This is a genomic window from Arsukibacterium sp. (assembly GCF_033721375.1).
Lineage (GTDB): Bacteria > Pseudomonadota > Gammaproteobacteria > Enterobacterales > Alteromonadaceae > Alishewanella.
In genome coordinates, this window is record NZ_JAWWAP010000011.1 from 57,507 (window position 1) to 82,777 (window position 25,271).

General features: G+C 50.0%; 24 protein-coding genes. 9 read left to right on the top strand and 15 right to left on the bottom strand.

All coding sequences use genetic code 11. The features are described from left to right. Positions 1-35 precede the first annotated feature (35 nt). Positions 36-2,357 carry a Tex family protein gene (locus R3187_RS16540; protein ID WP_318968166.1) on the top strand — a complete coding sequence of 774 codons (2,322 nt, stop codon included), beginning with the start codon at positions 36-38 and terminating at the stop codon, positions 2,355-2,357. Between the two features lie 42 nt (positions 2,358-2,399). On the opposite strand, the gene R3187_RS16545 is transcribed toward R3187_RS16540, so the two are convergent. From R3187_RS16545 to bioH, 3 genes are all read right to left on the bottom strand, one after another. Continuing rightward, positions 2,400-3,281 carry a putative metalloprotease CJM1_0395 family protein gene (locus tag R3187_RS16545; RefSeq protein WP_318968167.1) on the bottom strand — a complete coding sequence of 294 codons (882 nt, stop codon included), beginning with the start codon at positions 3,279-3,281 and terminating at the stop codon, positions 2,400-2,402. A gap of 5 nt (positions 3,282-3,286) precedes the next feature. Further along, positions 3,287-3,595: an excinuclease ATPase subunit gene (locus R3187_RS16550; protein WP_318968168.1), complete on the bottom strand. Its 309-nt coding sequence runs from the start codon at positions 3,593-3,595 to the stop codon at positions 3,287-3,289. 98 nt (positions 3,596-3,693) lie between these two features. Then, positions 3,694-4,458 (bottom strand): pimeloyl-ACP methyl ester esterase BioH, encoded by a 765-nt coding sequence (bioH, locus tag R3187_RS16555; RefSeq protein WP_318968169.1) that lies wholly within the window; start codon positions 4,456-4,458, stop codon positions 3,694-3,696. Between the two features lie 40 nt (positions 4,459-4,498). Between bioH and R3187_RS16560 the strand changes: the two genes are divergently transcribed. Beyond that, a complete protein-coding gene (locus R3187_RS16560) occupies positions 4,499-5,215 on the top strand; it encodes a ComF family protein (RefSeq protein ID WP_318968170.1) in 717 nt (238 codons plus the stop codon). Here the strand turns inward: R3187_RS16560 and R3187_RS16565 are convergent. Continuing rightward, a complete protein-coding gene (locus tag R3187_RS16565) occupies positions 5,203-7,743 on the bottom strand; it encodes a M14 family zinc carboxypeptidase (protein WP_318968171.1) in 2,541 nt (846 codons plus the stop codon). The two genes, R3187_RS16560 and R3187_RS16565, sit on opposite strands and share 13 nt — an antisense overlap. A gap of 129 nt (positions 7,744-7,872) precedes the next feature. Here R3187_RS16565 and nfuA point away from each other — a divergent pair, with 129 nt between their 5' ends. Genes nfuA through R3187_RS16580 form a run of 3 tightly spaced genes read left to right on the top strand, consistent with a single transcriptional unit; the run spans position 7,873 to position 11,809 of the window. Continuing rightward, positions 7,873-8,451, top strand: a complete 579-nt coding sequence (nfuA, locus tag R3187_RS16570; protein ID WP_318968172.1) for a Fe-S biogenesis protein NfuA — start codon at positions 7,873-7,875, stop codon at positions 8,449-8,451. 55 nt (positions 8,452-8,506) lie between these two features. Further along, the gene (locus R3187_RS16575; protein ID WP_318968173.1) at positions 8,507-9,520 is read left to right on the top strand and encodes a polysaccharide deacetylase family protein; all 1,014 of its coding nucleotides are present in this window, start codon (positions 8,507-8,509) and stop codon (positions 9,518-9,520) included. A 57-nt stretch (positions 9,521-9,577) separates the two neighbouring features. Continuing rightward, positions 9,578-11,809: a DUF3857 domain-containing transglutaminase family protein gene (locus R3187_RS16580; protein WP_318968174.1), complete on the top strand. Its 2,232-nt coding sequence runs from the start codon at positions 9,578-9,580 to the stop codon at positions 11,807-11,809. Here R3187_RS16580 and R3187_RS16585 read toward each other — a convergent pair. The 5 genes from R3187_RS16585 to R3187_RS16605 are packed head-to-tail and all read right to left on the bottom strand — an operon-like array spanning position 11,806 to position 15,574. After that, complete coding sequence (locus tag R3187_RS16585) at positions 11,806-12,447, bottom strand: SCO family protein (protein ID WP_318968175.1); 642 nt, start codon at positions 12,445-12,447, stop codon at positions 11,806-11,808. The two genes, R3187_RS16580 and R3187_RS16585, sit on opposite strands and share 4 nt — an antisense overlap. Further along, positions 12,437-13,348, bottom strand: a complete 912-nt coding sequence (cyoE, locus tag R3187_RS16590; RefSeq protein WP_318968176.1) for a heme o synthase — start codon at positions 13,346-13,348, stop codon at positions 12,437-12,439. Before cyoE ends, R3187_RS16585 begins: the two co-directional genes overlap by 11 nt. After that, complete coding sequence (locus R3187_RS16595) at positions 13,349-14,344, bottom strand: COX15/CtaA family protein (RefSeq protein WP_318968177.1); 996 nt, start codon at positions 14,342-14,344, stop codon at positions 13,349-13,351. After that, positions 14,341-14,856 carry a hypothetical protein gene (locus R3187_RS16600; protein ID WP_318968178.1) on the bottom strand — a complete coding sequence of 172 codons (516 nt, stop codon included), beginning with the start codon at positions 14,854-14,856 and terminating at the stop codon, positions 14,341-14,343. The genes R3187_RS16595 and R3187_RS16600 overlap by 4 nt, the downstream gene beginning before the upstream one ends. Continuing rightward, positions 14,843-15,574, bottom strand: a complete 732-nt coding sequence (locus R3187_RS16605; RefSeq protein WP_318968179.1) for an SURF1 family protein — start codon at positions 15,572-15,574, stop codon at positions 14,843-14,845. Before R3187_RS16605 ends, R3187_RS16600 begins: the two co-directional genes overlap by 14 nt. Before the next feature lie 26 nt (positions 15,575-15,600). Between R3187_RS16605 and R3187_RS16610 the strand changes: the two genes are divergently transcribed. After that, entirely contained in the window at positions 15,601-15,810 is a 210-nt protein-coding gene (locus R3187_RS16610; protein ID WP_318968180.1) for a DUF2909 domain-containing protein, read from the top strand. A 9-nt stretch (positions 15,811-15,819) separates the two neighbouring features. Here the strand turns inward: R3187_RS16610 and R3187_RS16615 are convergent, their stop codons facing one another. The 5 genes from R3187_RS16615 to lexA form a co-directional block, all read right to left on the bottom strand. Beyond that, complete coding sequence (locus tag R3187_RS16615) at positions 15,820-16,701, bottom strand: cytochrome c oxidase subunit 3 (protein WP_318968181.1); 882 nt, start codon at positions 16,699-16,701, stop codon at positions 15,820-15,822. Position 16,702: 1 nt separating this feature from the next. Further along, positions 16,703-17,260, bottom strand: a complete 558-nt coding sequence (locus tag R3187_RS16620) for a cytochrome c oxidase assembly protein (protein ID WP_318968182.1) — start codon at positions 17,258-17,260, stop codon at positions 16,703-16,705. A gap of 10 nt (positions 17,261-17,270) precedes the next feature. Then, positions 17,271-18,878, bottom strand: coding sequence for a cytochrome c oxidase subunit I (gene ctaD / locus R3187_RS16625; protein ID WP_318968183.1), 1,608 nt, complete (start codon positions 18,876-18,878; stop codon positions 17,271-17,273). Positions 18,879-18,880: 2 nt separating this feature from the next. Next, positions 18,881-19,951 carry a cytochrome c oxidase subunit II gene (coxB, locus tag R3187_RS16630; RefSeq protein ID WP_318968184.1) on the bottom strand — a complete coding sequence of 357 codons (1,071 nt, stop codon included), beginning with the start codon at positions 19,949-19,951 and terminating at the stop codon, positions 18,881-18,883. 399 nt (positions 19,952-20,350) lie between these two features. Continuing rightward, positions 20,351-20,971 (bottom strand): transcriptional repressor LexA, encoded by a 621-nt coding sequence (gene lexA / locus R3187_RS16635; RefSeq protein ID WP_318968185.1) that lies wholly within the window; start codon positions 20,969-20,971, stop codon positions 20,351-20,353. A gap of 140 nt (positions 20,972-21,111) precedes the next feature. On the opposite strand from lexA, the gene plsB reads away from it, so the two are divergent. After that, positions 21,112-23,556 carry a glycerol-3-phosphate 1-O-acyltransferase PlsB gene (gene plsB, locus R3187_RS16640; protein ID WP_318968186.1) on the top strand — a complete coding sequence of 815 codons (2,445 nt, stop codon included), beginning with the start codon at positions 21,112-21,114 and terminating at the stop codon, positions 23,554-23,556. Positions 23,557-23,574: 18 nt separating this feature from the next. Here plsB and tesB read toward each other — a convergent pair whose 3' ends face one another. Continuing rightward, positions 23,575-24,444, bottom strand: a complete 870-nt coding sequence (gene tesB, locus R3187_RS16645; RefSeq protein ID WP_318968187.1) for an acyl-CoA thioesterase II — start codon at positions 24,442-24,444, stop codon at positions 23,575-23,577. 64 nt (positions 24,445-24,508) lie between these two features. Here tesB and R3187_RS16650 point away from each other — a divergent pair, with 64 nt between their 5' ends. Both R3187_RS16650 and R3187_RS16655 read left to right on the top strand, forming a co-directional pair. Next, positions 24,509-24,967 (top strand): EVE domain-containing protein, encoded by a 459-nt coding sequence (locus tag R3187_RS16650; protein WP_318968188.1) that lies wholly within the window; start codon positions 24,509-24,511, stop codon positions 24,965-24,967. 49 nt (positions 24,968-25,016) lie between these two features. Next, a complete protein-coding gene (locus R3187_RS16655; RefSeq protein WP_318968189.1) occupies positions 25,017-25,247 on the top strand; it encodes a hypothetical protein in 231 nt (76 codons plus the stop codon). Positions 25,248-25,271: the final 24 nt, after the last annotated feature.

Here is a 25,271-nt window from a genome sequence, read left to right on the forward strand (position 1 = left end):
CCACAGGGGCCGCAAAGTCGAAGGATCCTATAGTTATGTCAATGATTGTAAAACAAATAGCCAGTGAAATTGCCGCCAGGCCGGAACAGGTTGCTGCCGCCATAGCCTTGTTAGATGAAGGTGCGACTGTGCCCTTTATTGCCCGTTACCGCAAAGAAGCCACCGGTGCGCTGGACGATACGCAATTGCGTTTACTTGATCAACGACTTAATTACCTGCGCGAACTGGAAGAGCGACGTCAGGTTATTTTAAAAACTATTGCTGAGCAAGGTAAGCTTAGTTCTGAGCTGGAGCGCGATATTCTTGCGGCAGACAATAAAACCCGGCTGGAAGATTTATACCTGCCCTACAAAGCCAAACGACGCACTAAAGGTCAGATGGCAATTGAGGCGGGTCTGGCCCCTTTAGCTGATGTTATTCTGGCTAACCCAGACCTCGATCCTGAACAACAAGCTGTTGCGTTTATCAATGCCGATGCCGGCTTTGCCGACACTAAAGCCGTGCTCGACGGCGTTAAGTTTATTTTGATGGAGCGTTTCGCCGAGGACGCCACCCTGCTTGCCCGGCTGCGCGCGAAGCTTAGCCGGGATTCGGTATTAAAAAGCACGGTTGTCAGCGGTAAAGAACAGGAAGGAGCCAAATTCCGCGATTATTTCAGCCATACCGAACAATGGAAAAACATTCCGTCACACCGCGCGCTGGCCATGTTTCGTGGTCGCAATGAAGGTGTGCTGCAATTGCAGTTACTGCCTGACAGCGACGAAGCGAATGCTCATGCACTATGCGAGCAAATGGTGGCCGACCACTTTGATATCCGCCAGCAGCAACGCCCTGCTGATGCTTTTTTACGGACAGTGGTGCAATGGACCTGGAAAGTAAAACTGCATTTACATCTGGAAAATGACTTATTAAGTGAGCTGCGTGAGCGCGCTGAACTGGAGGCCATAAAAGTATTTGCCCGCAATATGGCTGATCTGCTTATGGCGGCCCCTGCCGGCATGCGCCGCACCCTGGCGCTGGATCCCGGCCTGAGAACCGGGGTTAAATGTGCAGTGATAGATGAAACCGGTAAGCTGTTAACCCACACCACCATTTTCCCGCACGCGCCGCAAAATTTGTGGGATAAATCAGTCCGTACGCTTAGTCAGTTATGCCAGCAACATAAAATTGAATTAATTGCTATCGGCAATGGCACCGCCTCCCGTGAAACAGACAAACTGGCTGGCGATGTTATCAAAGCAGCTAGTAGTGATACGTTGAGTAAAGTGATGGTTTCAGAGGCTGGTGCTTCAATTTATTCAGCTTCTGAGCTGGCGGCGCAGGAGTTTCCTAACCTGGATGTGTCGTTGCGCGGTGCCGTATCTATTGGCCGGCGTTTACAGGACCCATTGGCCGAGCTGGTGAAAATTGAACCTAAAGCCATTGGTGTTGGCCAGTATCAGCATGACGTTAACCAGAGTTTGCTGACCCGCTCGCTGGATGCCGTGGTCGAAGACTGCGTTACTGCAGTGGGTGTCGATTTAAACACTGCTTCTGCGGCCTTGCTGGCCCGGGTAGCAGGCCTAAATAAAACCCTGGCTCAGAATATTGTGCAATACCGGGATGAACATGGCCGCTTTAACGAGCGCAAAGAGCTGTTAAAGGTACCACGGCTGGGACCGAAAGCTTATGAACAAGCTGCCGGATTTTTACGGATTAACAACGGTAGCAATCCGCTGGATGCCTCGGCAGTGCACCCTGAAGCCTACCCGCTGGTTGAAAAGATCCTGAAAACAGCCAGCCAACCTGTCAGTGCTGTTATAGGGAATAGCAGCTTTTTAAACAGTATCAATCCGGCAGACTTTGTTGATAACCATTTTGGTTTACCGACCATCAGCGATATTTTAAAGGAGTTGGATAAGCCCGGCCGTGACCCGCGGCCTGAGTTTAAAACAGCCAGCTTTAAAGATGGCGTGGAAACCCTGCAGGATCTGAAACCCGGCATGCTGCTCGAAGGTGTTATTACCAATGTCACTAATTTTGGTGCCTTTGTTGATATAGGGGTACATCAGGATGGTCTGGTTCACATTTCGTCACTGACCGACAAATTTGTCAGCGATCCGCATCAGGTGGTAAAAGCGGGCGATATCGTTAAAGTAAAAGTGTTAGAAGTGGATATTAACCGCAAGCGGATTGCGCTGACCATGCGGCTGGACGAACAACCTCAGCCGAAATCTTCCGGCAACACGTTAGCAAAAGCCACCAGCTCAGCTGGCGCCAAAAGCCAGCGGCCGGCGCCAAAGCCTGCCAAAGCTGAGCCGGCTAATGCTGCTATGGGCAATGCTTTTGCTGAGGCACTGGCCAAATTCAAAAAATAGTGCAGTACAAAAAAGAGAGGAAATATTAAACCAGATAATGAGTCAGGCTTGTTGGCGCAGCGGTCGCTGCGCTGGTTCAGTGGCCAGCTGGTAAAACCGGCTGATCACCTGACTGCGTTGCTGCATTTGCGCCAGGGTATCCAGTTCGGGAAAAACCAAACCGGCTGCAGTGCCGGCCTGGCTGATTGTTTCACTATCATAGCGAATTTGCGAGTCGTCGATTGCGGCGCCCGCCTGCGATGCGGTTTCACTGCCGGCAACAGGTTTTGTCTGGGCCGGTGCTGTTTTCTCAGCCACCAGTTCAGCTTGCGCCTGTAATAAACGCTGGCCGGCTTCAGCGGCAATCCGCCGGTCAGCCGACGAAGGCTCTGCCGGCGCTAAGGCGGCAGCCTTTACCTGCTGCATCTTCTGAATGGTCGCCTGTGGATCACCGGCAACCGGCGCAATATCAATCTGCACCTCGCCAGCTACCGCATACTGGCGCCCATCTGGCCCCAATTCATAACTGTAGTTGGGGGCACCGGCATAACGCCCGCCAATGCTGGCATGCGCTTGCTCATGGCTGCGAACTTCCTGATCCCGGCTCTGCAGCTCTCTAATTTCCTGTTGCTCAGCCTGTTGCTGCCGTTGTTCAGCCTCATTCTGCTGTTGCTGTTGGTTATCGTCCTGCGCCTGCTCAGACCGGCCTTCAACCGCCTGCTGGGTTTCCGTTGATTTACCACTGGCGTCATAACTGCTGACTGAACCGGCAGTATTACTGCTACGGCCTTTTTCGTCAGTTGCAACAGCGCGTTCTGGCTTGCCTTTATCCATTTCCCGAACCGGTTCCACCAGTTCCCGCCGTTGCATATCACGCCGGGCTAACTCGGTAGGCGGGTTAGCCGTGTTGATACTGACGTTAGGATAATAGGACGTGATCTGCATTTAGCTTACACCCGGACATCGATAATAGTGCCAAGTGCTTCGTCAGCGGCCTGAATACTCCGCACATTTGCTTCAGCAGTCCGGGACTCGTTGGTAAGTTGCACCAGGCTTTGTTCTACTGACGGCGGTTGTGATTGTGTAGGCCGGTTTTGTTCAGGCGCATCAGCCTGACGTACGTCAGTTTCAGCAGCCGCAACCTGATCGCGGTTGGCTGTTGTCTGGCGGTTAATATTAACCGTTGCTTCTGTTACCCCGGCTGAAGCACGCTGGAATCCCTGCAAACCGGCATTAAATGCTGATTGAATCTCCATCATCACCTCCTGACACTTAAATAATGCTTAATTATTAACCAAAATAGAGCAAAAGGAAAGATGATTAGCTGTCAGCCCTTATTATAGCCAGCCGATTGTTATCAGCCGATGGTCAGCAGCCAGTTATTCAACCAAGCCAGAAACTCTGCCCGGTGGGATATAAAAGGGGCATGCGATGCTTTAGCCAGCACGCTCAGGTCGGCGTTTGGTTGTAATTTTTGTAATTCGCTGACAACGGCAACGGGCACCAGAGAATCCAGGGCACCAAAACAGCCAACCACAGGTTGGTTTAGTGCCGCAAAGCTGCGACGCAAGTCCTGACTGCTCAGAAATTCCAGCCCTGCGCTCAACGCCGCCTTACTGGCCTGCGGATAAGCGGCTATTGCCTGCTTAAGTAGCACAGCATCACTTTTCGCGGTAGCCGAACCCATGGCCTGAATGGCTAAAAAACGGCTGACAGTCTGGGATAGATCACGCTGTAATGACTGGGCAAACTGCTGCATCACCGCGGCTTTCATGCCCGGCCAGCCCGCTTGTTGTAAAAAACAGGGCGTTGCCGCTACCAGCGCCAATTGTTGCACTTTTGCCGGATAACGCTCAGCCAGCGCAATCGCCAGTAGGCCGCCCAACGACCAGCCACATACAAGGCTGTTCGCTGGGATCTGGCTGGCCAGCTCTGAAAGCACAGTGTCAAAATTGCAGGGTTGCGGTAATTGTTGTGCCCGGCCAAAACCAGGAATGTCCGGGGTTATAACCTGCACAGAGGGCGAAATATCAGCCAGAATCGTCTGCCAGACACCCTGATTTACGCCCCAGCCATGCAGCAGCACCAAAACAGGTTTGTCAGTTTTGCTAATCTCTGCCATGCTACCTTTGTGTTTCTACAATGTTAATTTTATGATTGGAATGCTTACTGTTCTGTTTCGTCGCTGCTGGCAGTTTTTACTACCGGCTCAGTGTATGTGGTGCAGTTTACCGCGGACTGAGCCTGAACAACAACTTTGTCGCTACTGTCAGCAAGCGTTGCCGATACTGCCATATCAGCTGTGTCACCACAATTTATTGTTGTTGCCAGCAATTGCCCGGGGCCTGCAAGGCGCGAAATTCGATCGCCTGCTCTGTCTGGCACACTACCAGCAACCCTATCAGCACTGGATACCACGTTGGAAATACGCCACAGATTTAGCAGCAGGTCAGCTGTTGCTGCAGCAAATGTGTTTATTACTCAGTTGCTGTTGCAACAACAATATGCCGCTACCGCAGGCCCTGACATTTGTGCCGCTGCATTGGCGCAAACAACGCCGGCGCGGTTTTAATCAGGCCCAGCTTCTGGCAGAGGCGTTAGGGCAACAGTTACAGCTACCGGTGCTGGCATTATTTTCTAAATCTGCCAGCCACAGCCAGCGTGGCCTTAACCGGCGGCAGCGGTTGCGCAATCTGCATCGTTCATTCAGTTTAACGCCACTGGCGCAGCAACTGCCGTCTCACATTGCCCTGGTAGATGATGTCATTACCACTGGTGCTACCGCCAACGCCCTGACCAGACTGTTACGCCGGGCCGGGGTCAGCACTGTCAGTGTCTGGACGCTGACGGTAACCCCGGCGCCGGGTTACTCTGCCTGAATCGGCGCGTTAAAACTGTTTCCCAGAAACATTGCGTTGATCAGAATACGGCTGGAGCCATAAAAGTAACCCCGGAATACCGGATTGTCTGTCATCGCAATAACCCGGCCCCGGCCCAGATTGTGGGCAACAATTGCTGCGCCCTGAGCAATTTTTGGTACATATTCAGTAGCGGTGTAACCGGCCAAATGCGGATTTGCACTGTATAACGCCACATTAACAAAAGGCGAGCTACTTGGTTGCAGCAGCATAATATCGTTTTTAAATAGTGGTAAGCGGGCACGGGGCACACCAAAGGTTAACGGATGGCTTAAATCAAGCTCGGCACTGAAAATAGCACCAGCAATCCGCTGTTTGGCGGCCAAAGCTTCTCTGTCTGCGTAACTTAAATCCTGTTGCGGAATAAGCTGCTTCATTTCCTTACCTTGCCATACCCCAGTCTGCAACAAGCCTGCCTTAGCCAGCCAGGCTGCACCGTCTTTATGTCCCCAAAGCACGCCGCCCTGTTCAGTCCACTGTTTCAGCTGGCTGATCTGGCTGTCCTGCCATTGCCGGTAATTACCATCGGCAAGAATAATGTGGGTATAACGCTGTAAATTAATCCGGCTTAAACGTTCAGGCTCCACCATACTCGGCGAGATGCCGGCCAGCCGCTCGAGGTTGTACCACACTTCACCGGCTTCGGTAGAGCTTACCCCTGGCCCGGCAATCAGCAGTACTTCAGGTTTGCTGATAACGGCGAAGTTGTGGCTGCCTAAATCGCTGCCATCCGGGGTCAGGCCACTGTGTATTGCATGCACTTTCACCGGATATTGCTGTTGCAGCTGTTGCAGATGTTCAAACCAGTCCTGCCGCTGCTGCAGCCCGGCAGCAATCAGCATACTGCCCGCGGCAAACTGCACCGTGCTGTCACTGGTCAGCGCGCTGAAGCTATGCAGTGCTGATCGTACTACCACGTCTTCAGCCAATAATGCCTGCAGCAATAGTGGTGCCTGCTGATCCTGCCAGCTGAACACATAGGCATAAGCGCCGGCCGCTAACGGCTGTTTCAATTGTGGTATCGCCTGCCATTGGGTATTGGCCAGTGCCCTGCCCGGCTCGCGGTTTACTGCTTTAAATTCAATATTAAAAGCATAGGGTAAGGTCCAGCTGGAAACGTCATAGAAGGTATTATCTTCGAAATTTTTCTCAGTAGAGAATGCCGCTTTAATTAAACGGTATTGCGCCTGTTGCAGTGGCACAAAGAAGCTTTTCCCGGCCTGATACTTAATATCATCATCCTGCCAGTCACGATCTAACGGATAAACGGCTATATGGTGCCGCTGTAACAAGTCGAGCAGCGCCTGCAACCGGCTTTGATCGCCATCATCGGTCAGCATAAAACCTTTGATTTTATCAGTTTTCGCCTGAGCCAGTGCTGTTTGATAGAACTCTTGCTGATAAGCTAATAGTTGCTGCCGTTTAGCTACTGCCCCTCTGATGGTCGACAGTGAAGCAGTAAACTGATTGTGAATGGTGTCTCTGAAACTCAGCAGGCCATTGATTGATTCCTGCAGGTGGCCGCGGCTGCTGGCCTGCTCAAACAGGATGCCAACACTGCCGTTAACATCCGGATAGGTGGAGCCTTTGCCAATATAGAAATCATCAAAGCTCTCTTCACTATAATAAAGCTGCTTGCGCTCATCAAAGGCTGCGGCATGAAATTCTGCCATTGCCGCCGTTATGTCAAAGTTGCGTTTTGGGGTCAGCGGATAATTGCGGCTGGGAATGCCGGGCTGAAAAAAATAGCTGCTGTTGGTGCCCATCTCGTGAAAGTCGCCAACCACATTCGGCAGCCACTGCTGAAACTGGGCAATCCGCGCCCGGCTTTCCGGATGCTGCAGTAACAACCAATCGCGGTTTAAATCGAACCAGTAGTGATTTGGCCGGCCATTTGGCCAGGGCTCGATATGCTCCCGGTGCTGCGGATCGGCAACAGGCTTGGCACCCTTATGCATATTGGCCCATAACGCAAACCGATCGTGGCCATCCGGATTCAGGCTTGGCTGAATTAAAATAACGGCTCGGCTCAGCCAGGCGGCGACTTCTTCTGTTTTAACAGCGGTTAAATAATGTGCCAGCACCAGCGCAGCATTGGCGGCGCTGGACTCGTTACCATGCACGCCGTAACCCAGCCAGATTACAACTGGCGCATCGCTGGCGATGGTTTTTTCCCGTTTCGCCTGGTCAAGATGCTGCTGGCGTATGTCGTCCAGCCGGCGTAAATTTTCGGGCGATGAAATAACCAGTTGCAATAGCGGCCGTTGTTCGTGACTGTAGCCGATGACTTCTAACATGGCTTTGTCTGACTGACTGGCCAGTTGTTCAAAATAACGCTGGATCTGGTCATGCCGGGCATGCCAGTCGCCTACAGGGTGGCCAAGGATTTGCTGGGGTGACGGTAGACTGGTGTCTACCGGCTCATTAAAATACTGCGCCTGTGCCAAATTGGCCCAGAGTGCGAAAAAAACTATTACACTCAGTTTCATGCCTGTTTCCTTTAATTTTTTTGCGCGCCCAGTTAGCCAGAAACAACAGCAAAACTCAAGCAGGGCTGGCATCAGCGCCGGACTCGGAGTATGATAGCCATTAACCTAGTAATTTAGTCAGGTACTAAGATGATTTCTATTTCAGAACAGGCGCAAGCCCATTTTGCAAAGCTGCTGGAAAAACAAGCTGCCGGTACCAGCATCCGGGTATTTGTTGTTAACCCTGGCACGGCTCAGGCGGAGTGCGGCGTATCTTACTGTCCGGCAGACGCCATTGAAGACAGCGACATTCAAATCGAATTTAATGGTTTTAATGCGGTCGTTGATGCCGAGAGCAAACCTTTTTTAGTGGACGCCGAAATCGATTTTGTCACCGATCAGATGGGTTCACAGCTTACGTTAAAAGCGCCGAACGCCAAAGTGCGCAAGGTGAATGACAATGCTCCGCTGATGGAGCGGGTACAGTATGTTATTGATGCCGAAATTAACCCACAGCTGGCTAATCACGGTGGCCGGGTCTCGGTGATGGAATTAACTGATGATGGCGTGGCTGTGTTGCAATTCGGCGGTGGCTGCAACGGCTGTTCACAGGTTGATTTGACATTAAAAGAAGGGATTGAAAAAGAACTGCTGGCCCGGTTCAGTGGCGAATTAAACGGCGTTCGTGACATTACCGAACACCAGCGCGGTGAACACTCATACTATTAAGCCCGGGCTTGACTGTGATATAACCCCCGGGCGAATGTTAGTTACCGGGGGTATTATGCGTCTGATAGTTATTCTTTCTGTTCTTTATAGTTTATTGTCGCCGGTTCAGGCGGCGGTAATGCTGATTTATCATCATGTTGCCGCTGATACACCTCGGGTCAGCAGCGTAACAGCCGATGAATTCCGCCAGCATCTGCAATATCTGCAAGATAACAACTTTGCCGTGATCGGCCTTGATGAGCTGATAGCTCAACTTAAACAGGGCAAACCGATAGCCGATAATGCTGTCGTTATCACCTTTGATGATAGCTTTGAAAATAACTACACCACAGCCCATCCAATCCTGATGGAGTTTGGCTACCCTTATACTATTTTTATCAGCCCCGGCAGTATCGACAACCGGGTGGGCCCGGTGCTTAGCTGGGACCAGGTAAGACAAATGGCAGCTGACGGCGTGCTGGTAGCCAACCATGCCATGAACCACGAGCATATGACCCGGCTCGAACCCGGTGAAACAGAAGCTGACTGGCTGGCCCGGATTGAACAGAATATTCTGAGCGCCGAACAACGGATCAAACAGGAAACCGGCCAGAACCATCAATGGCTGGCTTATCCGTACGGCGAATTTAATAATAAGCTTGAAACGCTGATTGAAAAGCTGGGCTTTGTTGGTATTGGTCAGCAATCCGGTGCTATCGGTCATTCGACCCTGCTTACCCGGATACCCCGCTACCCGGCAGCGGGCCAGTATGCCGACCTTGCTAACCTGGCACAGAAACTACGCACGCTGGCGTTCGATATTACTGACTACCTGTCGGCAAATCAGCAAATCAGTGATAATCCACCTACGCTGCGTTTAAGGCTTAACGTTACTGACTTTCTGCGCAATCAGTTACGTTGTTACGCCGGTCCCGAAGCACTGGAACCCAAATGGCTGACTGACAATACCTTTGAAGTCACTGCCAGCAAACCGCTCAACCATGGCCGCAGCCGCTATAACTGCACCGCCCCGTCCCTGGGGAAAAAAGGCTATTTTTACTGGTATTCGCAGCCATGGTTAAATAATTAGCACGAGCTGATGATTGCTGATATAAAAACAGTTTATTGATAGAAAAATGGATTTTTTGTGAAGCAGTTATCAAAAATAATCGCCATGCTGAGCCTGCTGATAACCCTGGATAGTGCTGCTCAGGTTAATCAGAGCCCTTTACCAAACTGGGTAGTAGCGCTGCAGCCTGTTTTGAGCAGCAACGTGCCTGAGCAAGATATTAGCAACGGTATATATTATTTGCTTGCGGATACCCAGTTGCAGGTGCCAGCCACCGGCGAGCAGCAGATTTTTGAACATTATGCCAGCCTGGTTACCAGCAGCAAAGGCCTTGAAAAAGCAGGACAAATAAGTATTTATTATGATCCGGCTTATCAGCAAGTGGCGCTGCATCAGCTTAATATCATTCGCGATGGCACAACTATTAACCGGTATCCTCAAGCGCGGATAACATTAGTTCAGACTGAGCAGGATTTAGAGAAACTGCTTTATCATGGTGAGACTGCACTGAATATTGTTTTACCAGATGTTCGGGTTGGCGATATTATCGAATATAGCTACAGCCTAACAGGCAGTAACCCGGTGTTTGCTGACCGCTTTAATACCAGCCAGCGTTTAAACTGGACTGTACCGCTTCAGCAGCAGCATTGGCGCCTGCTGTGGCAACGTCCAGAGCCGCTGGTTTTTAAGTTCAGCAAACAAGCTATACCGCTGCAAATACGTACTGAAGCTGATACGACTACCTATGCTCTGGTTCAGCACAATGTGGCGCCAGTCAAACATGAGGATGATACGCCTGACTGGTATTCGCCTTATAATAGTTTATCGCTGAGTAACAGCCCAGAGTGGCAAGACATAGCCCGCTGGGGCTCGGCGTTGTTTGAACCGGCAATTGATGACAGTCCTGCGGTTGCTGCTCAGGTGGCCAGGTTGCAGCGCGATTATCCGGCCCCAGAGCAACAAATTGCAGCGGCACTGAAGTTTGTACAGACAGAAATTCGCTATCTTGGAATTGAGCTGGGGCAGAGCTCCCATAAACCAGCCAGCGCAGCTAAGGTGTTGCAGCAACGCTATGGCGATTGTAAAGATAAAAGTGTATTGCTGGTCAGCATATTGCGTCAGCTTGGCCACCAGGCCGTGCCAGTGTTGGTGAATACTGATCTTAACGCAACTATAACAGAGCGGCTGCCGTCGGCGGGCGTATTTGATCATGCTATTGTTAAACTGGATTTTAATGGCAAAAGCTACTGGCTGGATCCGACCCGCAGTTTTCAGGCTGGTCCACTGGACACCCTGTATCAGCCAGATTACGGCTACGCCCTGGAACTGACTCCTGCCAGCACTGAACTGACAGCCATGAGCTCAGCGACTGAATACACTGAGGTGATGATTAACGAGCATTTCCGCCTGCCGGACGCACTGACTGCCCCTGCTGAGTACAGCGTAAGTACGGTTTACAGTGGGCTGGATGCTGAGCGTTCCCGTTCGCAGTTTGCCAGCAACAGCATCAGCCAGAAAGCAGACGGTTATGTGCAGTTCTACAGCAGATATTACCCCACGATTACTCTTGCAGAACCCATAAGCAAAACTGACGATGCCGCCACAGGCAGCATTACGGTCAACGAATTTTATCAGATAACAGATTTCTGGCAGGCAGATCCAGCCGAACCCGGTAGGTTAGAGGCAAACTTTTATAGTAATGGTATCAGCAGTTATCTGCAGACTCCCGAAATTGCCGCCAACCGCACCCAGCCTGTGGTCCTTAGCCATCCGGTAAATATTAGCCAGACAATTACCGTTGAACTCAATGATATTGACTGGCAATTTGACGATGAGCAGGTGAAAGAACACAACGCTTTTTTTCACTACCAGAGCCAGCTGCAATTTGACAAGAGCCGCCAGATCCTAACCCTGAGTTATCAATATAAGAGTCTTACTGACCACATTCTGCCCGAGCAGCGTGCTGATTATATTGACGCTGTAAACAAAGCCCGTAACGACCTGAACCTGAACATTTTTCAACATGATGCCGTTAGTGACGTCGTCCCGAACTCTTCCAATGGTAGTGGGAAAGTCATGTTCTTGCTGCTGGCAGTCTATTTTATGCTATGCATACTCTGTGCTGCGCTGTGGCTGCTGCCGATTGAAACGTATCGTCATAACAAGCGTTTCCCGGAACCGATGGTCCGGTTTATTCTGACCTGGCTGGTGACATTCAGTCTTTACGGTTTGTACTGGTGCATCAAAAATATTAGTCAGCTTAATGCAGCAGCGCTGCCAGAGCCACCATCTGCTGCTCCTGCTGATTAGTCATTTTGCAGCTGATTTAACACCAGCGGAAAATCACTGAGTAACTGCTCGCGGTTTACCAGTGGCACTTCGCCAGGCAGCATTTCGGGTTTAAAAATGGCGGCAACCTGCCCCTGCGGGTTAATCAGCACGACGGAGGCACTATGATCCACCAGATAGTCCTGCTCGGTAGTGCTGCTCATTGCATACATTAATCCCAGCTCCCGCACGAACGGGAACAGCTGATCATGGCCGGCGGTTAAACCACTCAGCGCAGGCTGCTTAAAGTAGTCAACATATTGCTTCAATTGCGCCGGGGTATCCCGTTTTGGGTCAACCGAAATAAACCAGATTTGCAATGGTTTGTCGACGCCAGCAGCCAGTTCATCCCGAACACCGGCCAGCTTGGCCAGGGTTAGCGGACAAATATCCGGGCAAAAAGTATAGCCGACAAAGGCCAGCGTCCACTTATCCATTAAATCGGCGCGGCTGCGGGCAGTATTGTCCTGATCAATCAGCTTAAATTCAGATAAATTTCGCGGCTGCGGATAAACCAGCGCTTGTTCTGGCAACGGCTGATGTTGCCACAGCAGATACAACATAACCCCGGCAACCACAGCCGCAGCTGACAGTATTAATACAATCACATTACGAAACATAAAAAGGGGATACCTTAAAATAGTGATCAAGCAGCAGCACTAAAAACAGCACCATTAAATGGACAATTGAAAACTTAAAGGTGGCCATTGCTGTTTTCGGGTCGGCATTAAATTTTAATTTCCAGGCATACTGTAAAAACCGCAAATTAAGCAAGGTACTGCCCAGCAGATACACTGCCCCTGTCATGCCAACAATGTAAGGCAGCAGACAAACCAGGCACAGCAGCACGGTATACAATAAAATGGCGCTTTTGGTGTACTCAATGCCATGGGTTACCGGCAGCATCGGCATACTGACCTTAGCGTAGTCATCACGCCGGTGAATAGCCAGGGCCCAGAAGTGCGGCGGCGTCCAGGCAAAGATGATCATTACCAGCAACAAGGCATAACCATGAATTTCACCGGTTACCGCTGTCCAGCCCAGTAACGGCGGCATGGCACCGGCAAGGCCACCAATCACAATATTCTGGGGAGTAGCACGTTTTAAAAACATGGTGTAAACCACCGCATAGCCAAACAGACTGAGCAAGGTCAGCCAGGCAGTCAGCGGATTAACCCCAACATATAACAACACAAAACCGGTCGCGGCCAGCGCGCAGGCAAATGCGACTGCCTGCTGCGAACTCACTCTGCCTTTGGCCACCGGCCGGCTGTGAGTACGGGCCATTTGCGCATCAATTCGCTGATCGACCACATGATTCAAAGCGGCAGCAGCACCTGATAATAAGCCAATACCAAGTGTTGCCAATATCACTACTGCTACATCCGGTAAGCCGGGGGAGGCCAGCATCATGCCAACCCAGGCCGTTAATACCAGCAGGGCTACCACTTTTGGCTTGGTTAATTCCAGATAGTCACGCCAGCGGGAAATACCATGTCGTGTTGCCATTATTGTTGCCATTTACGCCTCCCTGCCCGCGGTTCGGTAGAGCTGATACAGCACCACCACCGTGATCATAAGTAAATTCGCCCCGACAAAATTATGCGCTACCGCATTAATCAGTGGCAAATGCAGCACTACATTTAACAGACCCAGCACAAATTGCAATAGCAATACCACGCCGAGCGCTAACGCAAAGTTCTGCATTATTGTCGTTTGCGCCTGCCGATACAGACTAATGGCAAACCAGCCGACCACGCCAAGGGTAATAAAAGCACCAATCCGGTGAAAAACATGCACCGTCTGGCGGGCCTCAGCGGACATTACGCCATATTCATAATCACTGTAACCCAGATGTAGATCAAAGGCTTCGTCCAGTGCCAGCCGACTCATCCAGCCCGCTTCGCAGACTGGCAACTCAATACAGGCCAGCGCCGCGTAATTTGCTGCAGTCCAGCCACCAAGGCCAATTTGTACCATAACAACGACAGCAGCGACGATTGCCAACGGCTTGAGCCTTGCCAGACCAGGTTCGGTAACCCGCCATTCGGGTGTCAGCTGCATCCAGTAAAGCGCCAGTAAACAATACAGCGTAAAGCCGCCAAGCAAATGCGCCAGCACCACTATCGGCAGTAAACTCATTGTTACGGTCCAGGCACCTAATGCCGCCTGACATATCACCAGCAACAGTAACACGGTGGGCAAAGCACGGGGCTGGCGTGCTTTACTAACTAAACTGGAAATAAATATGGCAGCGATTAGTAAGCCTAAAGTGCCTGCCAGATAGCGATGGATCATTTCATTCCAGGCTTTATGTGGCTCTAACGGCCGGTCCGGGAATGCCTGCGCAGCCAGCGCTATGCTTTCGGGCTTTTCAGGTACTTTCAGAAAGCCATAACAGCCTGGCCAGTCCGGACATCCCAGGCCAGCATCGGTTAAGCGGGTAAAAGCACCATAAATAATCACTACCATGGTCAGCAGTAAGGTAATAGACACCAACTTCTTATGTCTGGTCATACGCTGGTCCTGTCGTAATTTATCAGCTTTAATAAGTCGTAGCGGATATTGCGGGCTACTGCTGCCATCTCAGCCTCCAGCTCAGGCATCGGATAGCTGAGCAGGACCAGGCCTTTCTGATCAACCAGCAATATTTGCTGCTGCAGTAACGCTACATCGTTAATTTCAGCCTGCTGCTGAATAAACATCGGATAAGCGTCCGGTTCAGTTAACGAGCCGACCACAACCGGCTGCACCTGCTCCTGCTTGCGGCCCAGACCAATATACAGCTGTTTAACGGTATGCAATGCATTCTGACATTGCTGCTGACAGGGAGTGTCAGCCAGCAAGACGATACGCCAGTGTTTTTTCTGACCGCTGATATCATCCAGCAGAAAAATTTCCTGCTCAAGCCACACCCCTTTACTGGATGAACCGGGATTAAACCAGCCCATCTCCAGCACCAGCTTGGCTGCCGCCAGCGGTAACACACAACATATAACAAACAGCAGCATAAATTTATTCTTGTTCATTTTCTCTCCCGCTGCGCCTTGCAGCAGCAAGTGCCACTGCGACTACGGCGATTGCCAGCATAAACCATTGAAAAGCGTAACCATGATGTTTTTCAGGTGGCATCACCACCGCCTGATAATGAGGTAAAAAAGGACTAGCTCCCTGTTGGTACAGTAAAAACGGATAGGAACTGGCAGGCAACTGCGCTGCCATTTGTTCGAGTTCTGGTTGCTGAATACGTTGCGGCCAGCCTGCAGCTTCGGTATTGGCGCCCAGCCGGAAGCCACCCACTTCGCTGCGGATCAACCCATGCAGTTGTAAATGTTCAGGAATAGCCAGCTCTGGCAGCTCCGCCCGGCTGTTACCGGCGGCTACCCAACCCAGGTTGACCAGCAGCGGCCGGCTTTTTTCGGTATTCTGCACCGGAATAATCACATCGTAGCCCACTTTGCCGTCGACAATCTGGTTATCCAGCAACCAGACATAGGGCCTAAGCCAGCGTCCATCGCCTGCAAACATTACGCCGTCGGCCTGCGCTTTTGTCAGTACAGCCAGCTGTTGCCAGTTCAGTGCGCCCTGCTGTTGCAGTTGCTCAAGCTGACTAAGCTGAATCGCTTTTTCTTCTGCGCGCTGTAACTGCCAGTAGCCAAGCTTGCTTAAAATAATAAAAGCCGTCACAGTAATCAGCAACCACACCTTGTGAATACCAAAATAGCGGCCAAATATTTTAACCCGCATAATTTGCCAACCGGAGATCAGAAAGGATGTTGCTTAAGCTTGTTATCATTGCATTACTACTATTTATTGTGTTCAACCTGTTCCGGGCCGGCATTGTTATGCTGCGTAACGATCCGGAACAAAAACAAATGTCTCGATTTCTCGGGCGCCGGGTATTCTATTCGGTACTGGTACTGCTTCTTCTGTTGCTGGCGATGGCCCTGGGTTGGATCACGCCCAACCCCAGACCTTACTAACCCTTGTTGTTACAGGATATAGACAATAACGAACAGACAAATCCAGACCACATCAACAAAGTGCCAGTACCAGGCTGCAGCCTGAAAGGCAAAGTGCTTCTCAGGGGTGAAATGCCCCTTTAACACCCGGAAAAACACAAACAGCAGGATTATCGCGCCAAGGGTAACGTGCAAACCATGAAAGCCGGTAAGCAGGAAGAAGGTGTTACCGTAAAAGCCGGAATCCAGACGCAGGCCCAGGTCCTGATAAGCGTGAATATATTCATATACCTGCAACCCCAGGAAAGTCGCGCCTAATAACAGGGTCAGTAACAGCATCAGCTTTAACTGGCCGCGCTTTTGCTGCTCCAGTCCGGTGTGGGCAAAATGCAGGGTGACTGATGAAACAATCAGAATAGCGGTGTTAATCAGCGGCAAACCTGTCCAGGGCATCGCTTGTGTTTCAATGCCACCCGGGGTTTTCACTAATGGCCATACCGGTTCAAAATCTGGCCAGAGCAGTTCAAACGTCATCGCATTGTTACTGGAGCCGCCAAGCCACTGCATGGCTATCATCCGGCCGTAAAATAACGCCCCGAAAAATGCCATAAAAAACATCACTTCAGAAACGATAAACCAACTCATTCCCTGACGGAACGACCGGTCCATCTGGTTGCTGTATAAGCCACTCATCGATTCATCAATCACATTCCGGAACCAGCCAACCAGCATAAATACCAGTATCGCAAAGCCTGCCAGCAACAAATAACCGCCAAAACCACTTTGCTGGTTGCTGATATCAATAACGAAGTGACCAGCGCCAAAGGCAATACAGAACAGGGCGATGGCCCCCACTATCGGCCAGGGGCTCTGGGCGGGAACATAATATTTTTCGTAGGTTTTTGTTGTCATGTTATTCCCCAATATTATCTTGTTGTGGTTGCTGCGCTGCCCATGCCTGAGTGACATCGTATAAGGTGTAATTCAGGGTTATAGTATTAAATTGTGCCGGCAACGCCGGATCCACATAAAACTGTAACGGCATCAGCATGTTTTTGCCGCCCGCCAGCTGTTGCTGACTAAAGCAAAAACACTCAATTTTATTAAAATATAATGCGGCCTGACCCGGCGATACCGACGGCACAGCCTGGCCGACGATCATCCGACCGGTCGGGTTCTCTGCCAGATAATTCATAATATGGATTTCGCCTGGGTGCACCTTCATGCTATGCACTTCAGGTTTAAACACCCACGGCATGTCTTTATTAGGCCGCGCCAGAAACTCAATGGTAATTTCACGGCTGGTATCAACAATGGCATTGTCGCCTGTTGCTGCTACCGCCGCGGTTTTGCCATTAATACCGGTTAAATCACAAAATACGTCGTAAAGCGGCACCAGCGCGAAACCAAAACCAAACATTGCCAGGGTAACCAACAGCAGTTTGCCTATTAACGGTTTGTTCTGCGCCATGGCCGACTCCTTACTTAATTACCGGTGGCGTTTCAAAGGTATGGTATGGCGCCGGTGACGGCACTTCCCATTCCAGGCCTTCAGCGCCTTCCCATACCTGATCCGTTGCCTTAACTCCGCCACGGGCGCACTTAATCAGCACCCAGACAAAAATTAACTGCGACAAACCAAACAGGAAACCGCCGATACTGATAAAGGCATTAAAATCGGCAAACTGCAGTGCATAGTCCGGGATCCGGCGGGGCATGCCCGCAAGGCCGACAAAATGCATGGGGAAGAACAACATGTTAACCGAAATTAATGAACACCAGAAATGCCACTGGCCCAGGGTTTCGTCATACATATTACCGGTCCATTTCGGTAACCAGTAATATACCGCAGCCACTATTGAGAAAATGGCACCGGTAACCAGCACATAGTGAAAATGCGCCACTACAAAATAAGTATCGTGATACTGGAAGTCGGCGGGCGTTATCGCCAGCATCAGGCCGGAAAAGCCACCGATAGTAAACAGCACGATAAAGGCCAGGGCAAACATCATCGGCACTTCGAAGGTCATGGCACCACGCCACATCGTTGCCACCCAGTTGAACACTTTAACGCCGGTAGGCACGGCTATCAGCATGGTGGCATACATAAAGAACAACGTCGCAAACACCGGCATACCAGTGGTAAACATATGGTGCGCCCAGACCAGAAACGACAATATCGCGATACTGGCGGTGGCATAGACCATAGAGGCATAACCAAACAGCCTTTTGCGGGCAAACGTCGGAATAATGGCCGAGACAATACCAAATGCCGGCAGGATCATAATGTAGACTTCAGGGTGACCGAAGAACCAGAAAATATGCTGGAACAACACAGGATCACCGCCACCTGCCGCATCAAAGAAGCTGGTGCCAAAGTATTTATCAGTTAATACCATGGTGACCACCCCGGCCAGTACCGGCATGACCATAATCAGCAGAAACGCGGTAATAAACCAGGTCCAGACAAATAGTGGCATTTTCATCCAGGTCATGCCCGGCGCCCGCATATTCCAGATGGTTACAATCACATTGATTGCGCCCATAATGGACGATATACCCATAATGTGAACAGAGAACACAAACAACGCGGTACTGTCACCACTGTAGGTCGTAGAAAGCGGGGCATAGAACGTCCAGCCAAAGCTGGGGCCGCCACCCGGCATAAATAGTGATAACAGTAAAATCAGAAACGCAAACGGCAGGATCCAGAAGCTCCAGTTGTTCATTCGCGGCAACGCCATGTCAGGCGCACCAATCATCATTGGAATCATCCAGTTAGCCAGGCCGGTGAAGGCCGGCATTACCGCGCCGAAGACCATAATCAGGCCATGTACCGTGGTCATCTGATTAAAAAAATGCGGTTCAACAAATTGCATACCTGGCTGAAACAGTTCCAGCCGGATAACCATTGCCATTGCCCCACCAATAAAGAACATAATTAACGCGAACACCAGATACATGGTGCCGATATCTTTATGGTTGGTGGTGTATAACCAGCGCGTTATACCCTTAGGTTTGTGATCATGGTGGTCGTGTTCATGATGCTCATGTTCATGATCATTTGGTTCGGTAATTACTACAGACATGATTATTCTCCCTCACCCTGCTGCACTTTATACACATCGGCAGCCTGCACGGCATCACCGGTATCGTTACCCCAGGCATTACGGGTATAAGTCAGGACAGATGCTAATTCTTTTAAGGTTAACTGACGGCCAAACGCCTGCATTGCAGTACCACTTTTACCGTTTAGCACGATATCAATATGTGCAGTTTTATCAGTCAGGATAAGTTCGCTGCCTGCCAGAGAGGGGAAAATACCGGGCAAACCGGCCCCGTTAGGCTGATGGCAAGCGGCACAGTAAGCGATATAGGTTCTCTCACCGTTGGCCATTAACTCGGTCATATCCATGTTCATCGCCAGCAGTTCCCGTTCAGCAGCTTTTGCCTCTGCTATCCGGGTTTCTTCGGCCAGTTTCCAGGCTGCATAGTCTTCCGGGCTTTTGGCGATTACTACAACCGGCATATAGGCATGGTCTTTACCACAAAGCTCAGCGCACTGGCCGCGATAAATACCGGGCTCATCTACCCGGGTCCATGCTTCATTGATAAAGCCGGGATTAGCGTCTTTTTTAATTGCAAACGCCGGTACCCACCAGGAGTGAATAACATCATCAGAGGTCATTAAAAAGCGGATTTTCTGACCGGTAGGAATAACCAGTGGCCGGTCAACTTCCAACAGATAATTTTCGCCTTTGGCAAAACGGTTACTGATTTGCTCACGAGGGGTGGCCAGTACCGAGAAGTATTCCAGATCACTACCAAGATACTTGTAGTGCCATTTCCACTGCGAGCCGGTGATCTGCACAGTAACATCAGCTGCAGAGGTATCATCCATGGCGATCAGGGTTTTGGAAGCAGGTATAGCCATACCAATTAAGATTACGACCGGAATAGCGGTCCAAAGAATTTCTATTTTGGTACTTTCATGAAATTGAGCCGGCTGCACGCCCCGCGATTTTCGGTGTAGCAGGATAGAAACAAACATTATCCCGAACACCACTGCGCCGATAACACAGCAAATCCAGAAAATCAGCATGTGCAGGCTATAAACCTCCTGACTGATCTCCGTTACACCTTTAGTCATATTTAAAGGCATGGCTGCTGCATTAGCCGATGCGGCTAAAAGCAAGGTCGGCAGCGACCAACGTATACTACGCGTCTTCGCCACTGTACTTCTCCTCTGTCATTTGCAAAGCAAACCGCAGAAACCTGTACACAGTAATACACGGCGAATACCGATAGAAAATACGGTGAATACCGCTAGCCCCCGAACCTATGTATGACGTTTCTTTAGTTTATTATTGTTATAGTTTTTTTAAATTTGAACTGCCCGCGCAGTAACCCAAATTGGCAACTGATATTTTTTCAGCAACCTTTGCCTAAGAATCATCCAAATCAACGCCAGTGTAAACCCCTAAATAACAAAAGCGCCGGCAAAACCAACAGGTCATACCAGCGCCTTTATTAACAATTAACTTATTGAGCTAATGGTTTTTTATAACCAACTTCCATTGCGAATTACCCCAACAGCTAAACCTTCAATGGCAAACTGTTGCTGACGCAGGTCAACTTTAATCACACTGAAATCTTTATTTTCCGGATGCAGTAACACCTGATGGCCATCGCGTTGAAAGCGCTTCACCGTGACATCTTCGTCTACTCTGGCAACAATAACCTGGCCGGGCTGGGCCTGAGATGTTTTATGAACGGCGAGCAAATCACCATCCAGAATGCCAATATCCTGCATACTCATACCCTGAACTTTCAGTAAAAAATCAGCGTGCGGTTTAAATAAATGAGCATCCACTTTGTAATGATTCTGCACATGTTCTGCTGCCAGTATCGGCTGCCCTGCGGCCACTTTACCAATTAAAGGTAAACCCAGTTGCTCGGGCTCATGCTCATCTTCCAGTAAGCGAATGCCACGCGAGGTACCTGGCATCATGGTCAGCACGCCTTTTTTTGCCAGCGCTTTTAAGTGTTCTTCAGCTGCATTTGCCGATTTAAAACCCAGCTGACTGGCTATTTCAGCCCGGGTAGGCGGCATGCCGGTTTCAGCCTGATAATCTTTAATAAGTTGCAAAATCTCTGCCTGACGAGGCGTAAGTGGTCTCATAATGCTGGCTACCTATACAGTTAGTACTGTGAGTATATACAGCCTTTTGAAAATTGCCAAATTTTTGTCAGCACGGCAAATTTGCCAGCAACCGCTTCCGTGATATTCTTGTAAGTCTGTGTTTCACAGCCGGTATTGCTATGTTTTCTCTGTTATCGTTGTTTACTGTCTTATTGAAATGGCCGCTGCGGCTGCTGGTAAAGTTTAAAGTCGTGCCAGATGATGCCGTTAATGAGCTGGCACTGGATCTGAACCGGCCTGTTTTTTACGTTTGCCACACCGAATCGGCCAGTGATCTGGCTACCTTGCGGCGGGTGTGTCAGAAACTGGCGCTACCTGATCCGCTGAGCCCGGTTTCACTGTCTGGTCAGCAACTGTCCCGCACTCTATTTCTGGTAAAGCCACACAGTGTTATTGGTGGCAGAGCAAAAACCCACGCGCTTGAGCAGGGCCAGCAACTGTTGCAATTGCATCTGGCCAATCCGGAGCTGAATGCCCAGCTGGTGCCGGTTGCTATTCTGTGGGGCCGGGCGCCAGGCAAAGAAAACAGTATTAAGTGGTTACTTGGTGAAGCCAATGCGCCACACTGGCTGGCTAAATTATTAATTGTGCTGGTGTCCGGCCGCCACACCCTGGTCCGGTTAAGTCGCGCAGTAGCGCTTAACCAGATGGCCGCGCAGTTTGGTGATAAAACCGATACGGCCCGTAAACTGCTGAGAATGTCGCGTTTTCACTTTTACCGGCAGAAACTGGCAGCAACCGGGCCGAAGCTGGTTAATCGCAGCCAGCTGTTTAATGCATTACTGGCCTCGCCGGCATTAAAACAAGCGATTGAAGATGAAGCCCGCAGCAAAAAAATATCGGTTAACGTCGCCCGCAATGAAGCCCATAAATTGCTGCAGGAAATTGCTGCCGATTATCGTGAGTCGACACTCCGGGTCGGCGACAGGGTGCTGAGCTGGCTCTGGAAAAAGCTGTACAGTGGCATAAAAATTAATAATGCCGACATGTTGCGTGATCTGGCGCAAAAGGGTCACGAAATAGTTTACGTGCCCTGCCATCGCAGTCATATGGATTACCTGTTGCTCAGTTATGTTATTTATCATCAGGGTCTGGTGCCGCCCCATATCGCTGCAGGGATAAATTTAAATTTCTGGCCAGCCGGTACTATTTTCCGCCGCGGTGGTGCGTTTTTTATCCGGCGTAGTTTTAGTGGCAACAAATTATATTCAGCGGTATTTCGCGAGTATCTGAGCCAGTTGTTCAGTAAAGGCTACGCCGTTAAATACTATTCAGAAGGAGGCCGCAGCCGCACGGGCCGGCTGCTGCAACCGAAAACCGGTATGCTGGCAATGACCGTGCAGTCGATGTTGCGGGGTATTGAGCGACCGGTAACTCTGGTGCCAGTTTATCTGGGCTATGAACATGTGATGGAAGTCAGTACTTATGTCAATGAGCTGCAGGGACAGGGTAAGAAAAAAGAATCTATCGGCGGCGTGCTGAAAGCCATTCGGAATTTACGCGACTATGGCTATGGTTATGTTAATTTTGGTGAACCTATTTTGCTTAATCAGTATTTGAGCCAGCAGGTAAGCGACTGGAAAAACCATATTAATCCGCTGGAAGTGCAGAAACCAAACTGGCTTAACCCACTGGTAGCCAAGCTGGCTAATCAGATAATGCAGCATATTAATCAGGCAGCAGCACTGAATGCCACTAATCTGATTGCACTGAGCATACTGGCAACAGACAAACATATTATGACCCGGGAAGAGCTGACTCAGCAGCTTGATTTATATCTTAGTTTACAACGCCAGGTGCCATATCATCCGCATGTTAGTTTTCCGGAAGGCGCTGCAGATGACCTGATTAACCATGCCGTGGCCTTACAAAAAGTGCAAAGCAACACCGATGGTTTCGGTGAGCTGATTAGCCTCAGTGATGAGCATAGTGTGTTAGCCAGCTATTACCGCAACAACGTGCTGCATTTATTTATGCTGCCATCATTACTGGCATCTGCCGTGCTACATCATCGCAGCATCAGTGGTCAGCAGTTACTCAGTTATATTGAGCAGTTATATCCGTTGTTGCGGGCAGAGTTATTTTTATACGTCAGCTCACTGCATACCTATTGTCAGGCACTACTGCAATTTATGACTGAACAGGGTCTGATTGAACGCAATGACGACAACTATTGTGCGCCGGCGCAGCAAAGCCGCCATTACTATCGATTAAGCTTACTGGCCCATAACGCCGAAGATACCCTGCAGCGTTATGCCATAGTGCTGAACCTGGTACAGACACAGGGGCCGCTGAGCCGTTCTGATCTTGAAAAATGTAGCCATCAACTGGCACAACGCTTACTTCAACTGCACGGCATCATTGCACCGGAATACTATGATAAGGGGTTATTTACCACCTTAATCAATGCCTTAAAAGAGGCTGGAATCAGCCATACTAACAACAGTAATCAGGTATGTAGTAGTGACCGGCTGGAACAGCTGACCCAGATTGTGAATACCCTGCTTCGCAACGATATACTGCAAAGCCTGCAAAGCATTATGCCGCAGCAAGCTTCTTCTTAACGGGCGTGGCCCTGAGAGCTAACGGGCGCTGGCGTACTGACGAATCACCCCTTCCTGGATGGTTGATGCAACCAGTTCGCCACTGCGATTGAAGAATTGCCCCCGTACCAGGCCCCGGCCGCCGCTGGCCCGCGGGCTGTCTACCGCATACAGCAACCAGTCATCAAACCGGAAGTCCTGATGAAACCACATGGCATGGTCAATGGTCGCTACCTGCATATTGGCGGCCATAAATGAGGCACCATGGGGCTGCAGCGCCGTCGGCAGAAAGTTAAAATCTGAAGCATAGGCCAGCAGGTATTTATGCACCCGGATATCGTCTGGCATATTGCCATTGGCCTTAAACCAGACATAGCGTTTCGGCGCACTGATCTGGGGCTGAAACGGATTCTGAAAGTCGACCGGCCGCATTTCAATTGGTTTCTCACAAATAAACTTGCTGCGTAAACTCTCCGGAATAAGCGAGGCGTGTTGCTGATAAAATGCCAGATCAGACACCAGTTCGTCCGGCCCCGGCACTTCCGGCATCGGATCATAATGACTAAAGCCCTGCTCTTCAGTCTGAAAGGATGCCGTCATATAAAAAATAGGTTTGCCATACTGAATAGCGCTAACCCGGCGGGTACTGAAACTTTTACCATCCCTGATGTTTTCAACCTCATACACTATCGGTTTTGCTGCATCGCCAGGCCTTAGAAAATAAGAATGAAATGAATGTACTTTGCGCTCTCCGTCCAGGGTTTCCTTGGCTGCCGATAACGCCTGACCCATTACCTGGCCACCAAAAACGGCTTTAAAGCCTAAGTCCTGGCTTTGTCCCCGATACAGTCCTAATTCAATAGTTTCCAGTTTTAATAACGACAACAAATTCTCTAATACCTGACTCATCCGGCGGTCCTTTTGCTACACTTGGCGCTCTCTATTCTGCCGCAAAGCAAGGTACCTGGCAAAGATGAACTACTGGTTATTTAAAACAGAACCGGATGAATGCAGTATTGACGATTTTGCCACTGCACCTGATACGCCGATTGTATGGGAAGGCGTCCGGAATTATCAGGCCAGAAACTATCTGCGGGATGATGTTGCCGTTAGCGATGAAGTTTTTATCTATCACTCCAGTTGCAAAGATATCGGTATTGCCGGTATCGCCAGAGTGGCCAGAGCTGCCTACCCCGATCCCAGTCAGTTTGACAGCAGCAGTATTTATTATGATCCCAGGTCGACAGCTGAGAATCCTCGCTGGTTCGCGGTAGATTTAGTCTATGTCAGCAAGTTGCCGCAACTGATCCGACTGGACAAACTTAAAAATTTAGCTACTCTGATAGAGTTGCCGCTGGTACGCAAAGGCAACAGACTTTCTGTTATGCCTGTTACCTGCGCACAATGGCAAACCATTTTAGCGCTATCCTGACCGGCCTGACTGAACCCCGAAACATAAGTCCACGTAGTTGGAGCCAGGTATGATACAAGAGCGGCGCCAGACGGATAAGGATATGCATTATTTCTGGGATGAACTTAATTTAGCGCAGAAATTTTCTGTCGCAGAGTTGCAGCGATTCGGCTATGAGTTGCGGTTTGTCCGCCAACAAGACAACCACAAAGTAGCAGTATTGTTTGCTGGTAATAAAATGGCAGCGATAGACCACGATGGTCAGATTGATACTGAGCCCAGAGTGGTAGTTCGGCATTGATGTCATAACATTATCAGTAAATCA

Coding starts and splice junctions, on each gene's coding strand:
- R3187_RS16540 (WP_318968166.1), top strand. CDS start 36: ATGTCAATGATTGTAAAACAAATAGCCAGTGAAATTGCCGCCAGGCCG.
- R3187_RS16545 (WP_318968167.1), bottom strand. CDS start 3,281: ATGCAGATCACGTCCTATTATCCTAACGTCAGTATCAACACGGCTAAC.
- R3187_RS16550 (WP_318968168.1), bottom strand. CDS start 3,595: ATGATGGAGATTCAATCAGCATTTAATGCCGGTTTGCAGGGATTCCAG.
- bioH (WP_318968169.1), bottom strand. CDS start 4,458: ATGGCAGAGATTAGCAAAACTGACAAACCTGTTTTGGTGCTGCTGCAT.
- R3187_RS16560 (WP_318968170.1), top strand. CDS start 4,499: ATGCTTACTGTTCTGTTTCGTCGCTGCTGGCAGTTTTTACTACCGGCT.
- R3187_RS16565 (WP_318968171.1), bottom strand. CDS start 7,743: ATGAAACTGAGTGTAATAGTTTTTTTCGCACTCTGGGCCAATTTGGCA.
- nfuA (WP_318968172.1), top strand. CDS start 7,873: ATGATTTCTATTTCAGAACAGGCGCAAGCCCATTTTGCAAAGCTGCTG.
- R3187_RS16575 (WP_318968173.1), top strand. CDS start 8,507: ATGCGTCTGATAGTTATTCTTTCTGTTCTTTATAGTTTATTGTCGCCG.
- R3187_RS16585 (WP_318968175.1), bottom strand. CDS start 12,447: ATGTTTCGTAATGTGATTGTATTAATACTGTCAGCTGCGGCTGTGGTT.
- cyoE (WP_318968176.1), bottom strand. CDS start 13,348: ATGGCAACAATAATGGCAACACGACATGGTATTTCCCGCTGGCGTGAC.
- R3187_RS16595 (WP_318968177.1), bottom strand. CDS start 14,344: ATGACCAGACATAAGAAGTTGGTGTCTATTACCTTACTGCTGACCATG.
- R3187_RS16600 (WP_318968178.1), bottom strand. CDS start 14,856: ATGAACAAGAATAAATTTATGCTGCTGTTTGTTATATGTTGTGTGTTA.
- R3187_RS16605 (WP_318968179.1), bottom strand. CDS start 15,574: ATGCGGGTTAAAATATTTGGCCGCTATTTTGGTATTCACAAGGTGTGG.
- R3187_RS16610 (WP_318968180.1), top strand. CDS start 15,601: ATGTTGCTTAAGCTTGTTATCATTGCATTACTACTATTTATTGTGTTC.
- R3187_RS16615 (WP_318968181.1), bottom strand. CDS start 16,701: ATGACAACAAAAACCTACGAAAAATATTATGTTCCCGCCCAGAGCCCC.
- R3187_RS16620 (WP_318968182.1), bottom strand. CDS start 17,260: ATGGCGCAGAACAAACCGTTAATAGGCAAACTGCTGTTGGTTACCCTG.
- ctaD (WP_318968183.1), bottom strand. CDS start 18,878: ATGTCTGTAGTAATTACCGAACCAAATGATCATGAACATGAGCATCAT.
- coxB (WP_318968184.1), bottom strand. CDS start 19,951: ATGCCTTTAAATATGACTAAAGGTGTAACGGAGATCAGTCAGGAGGTT.
- lexA (WP_318968185.1), bottom strand. CDS start 20,971: ATGAGACCACTTACGCCTCGTCAGGCAGAGATTTTGCAACTTATTAAA.
- plsB (WP_318968186.1), top strand. CDS start 21,112: ATGTTTTCTCTGTTATCGTTGTTTACTGTCTTATTGAAATGGCCGCTG.
- tesB (WP_318968187.1), bottom strand. CDS start 24,444: ATGAGTCAGGTATTAGAGAATTTGTTGTCGTTATTAAAACTGGAAACT.
- R3187_RS16650 (WP_318968188.1), top strand. CDS start 24,509: ATGAACTACTGGTTATTTAAAACAGAACCGGATGAATGCAGTATTGAC.
- R3187_RS16655 (WP_318968189.1), top strand. CDS start 25,017: ATGATACAAGAGCGGCGCCAGACGGATAAGGATATGCATTATTTCTGG.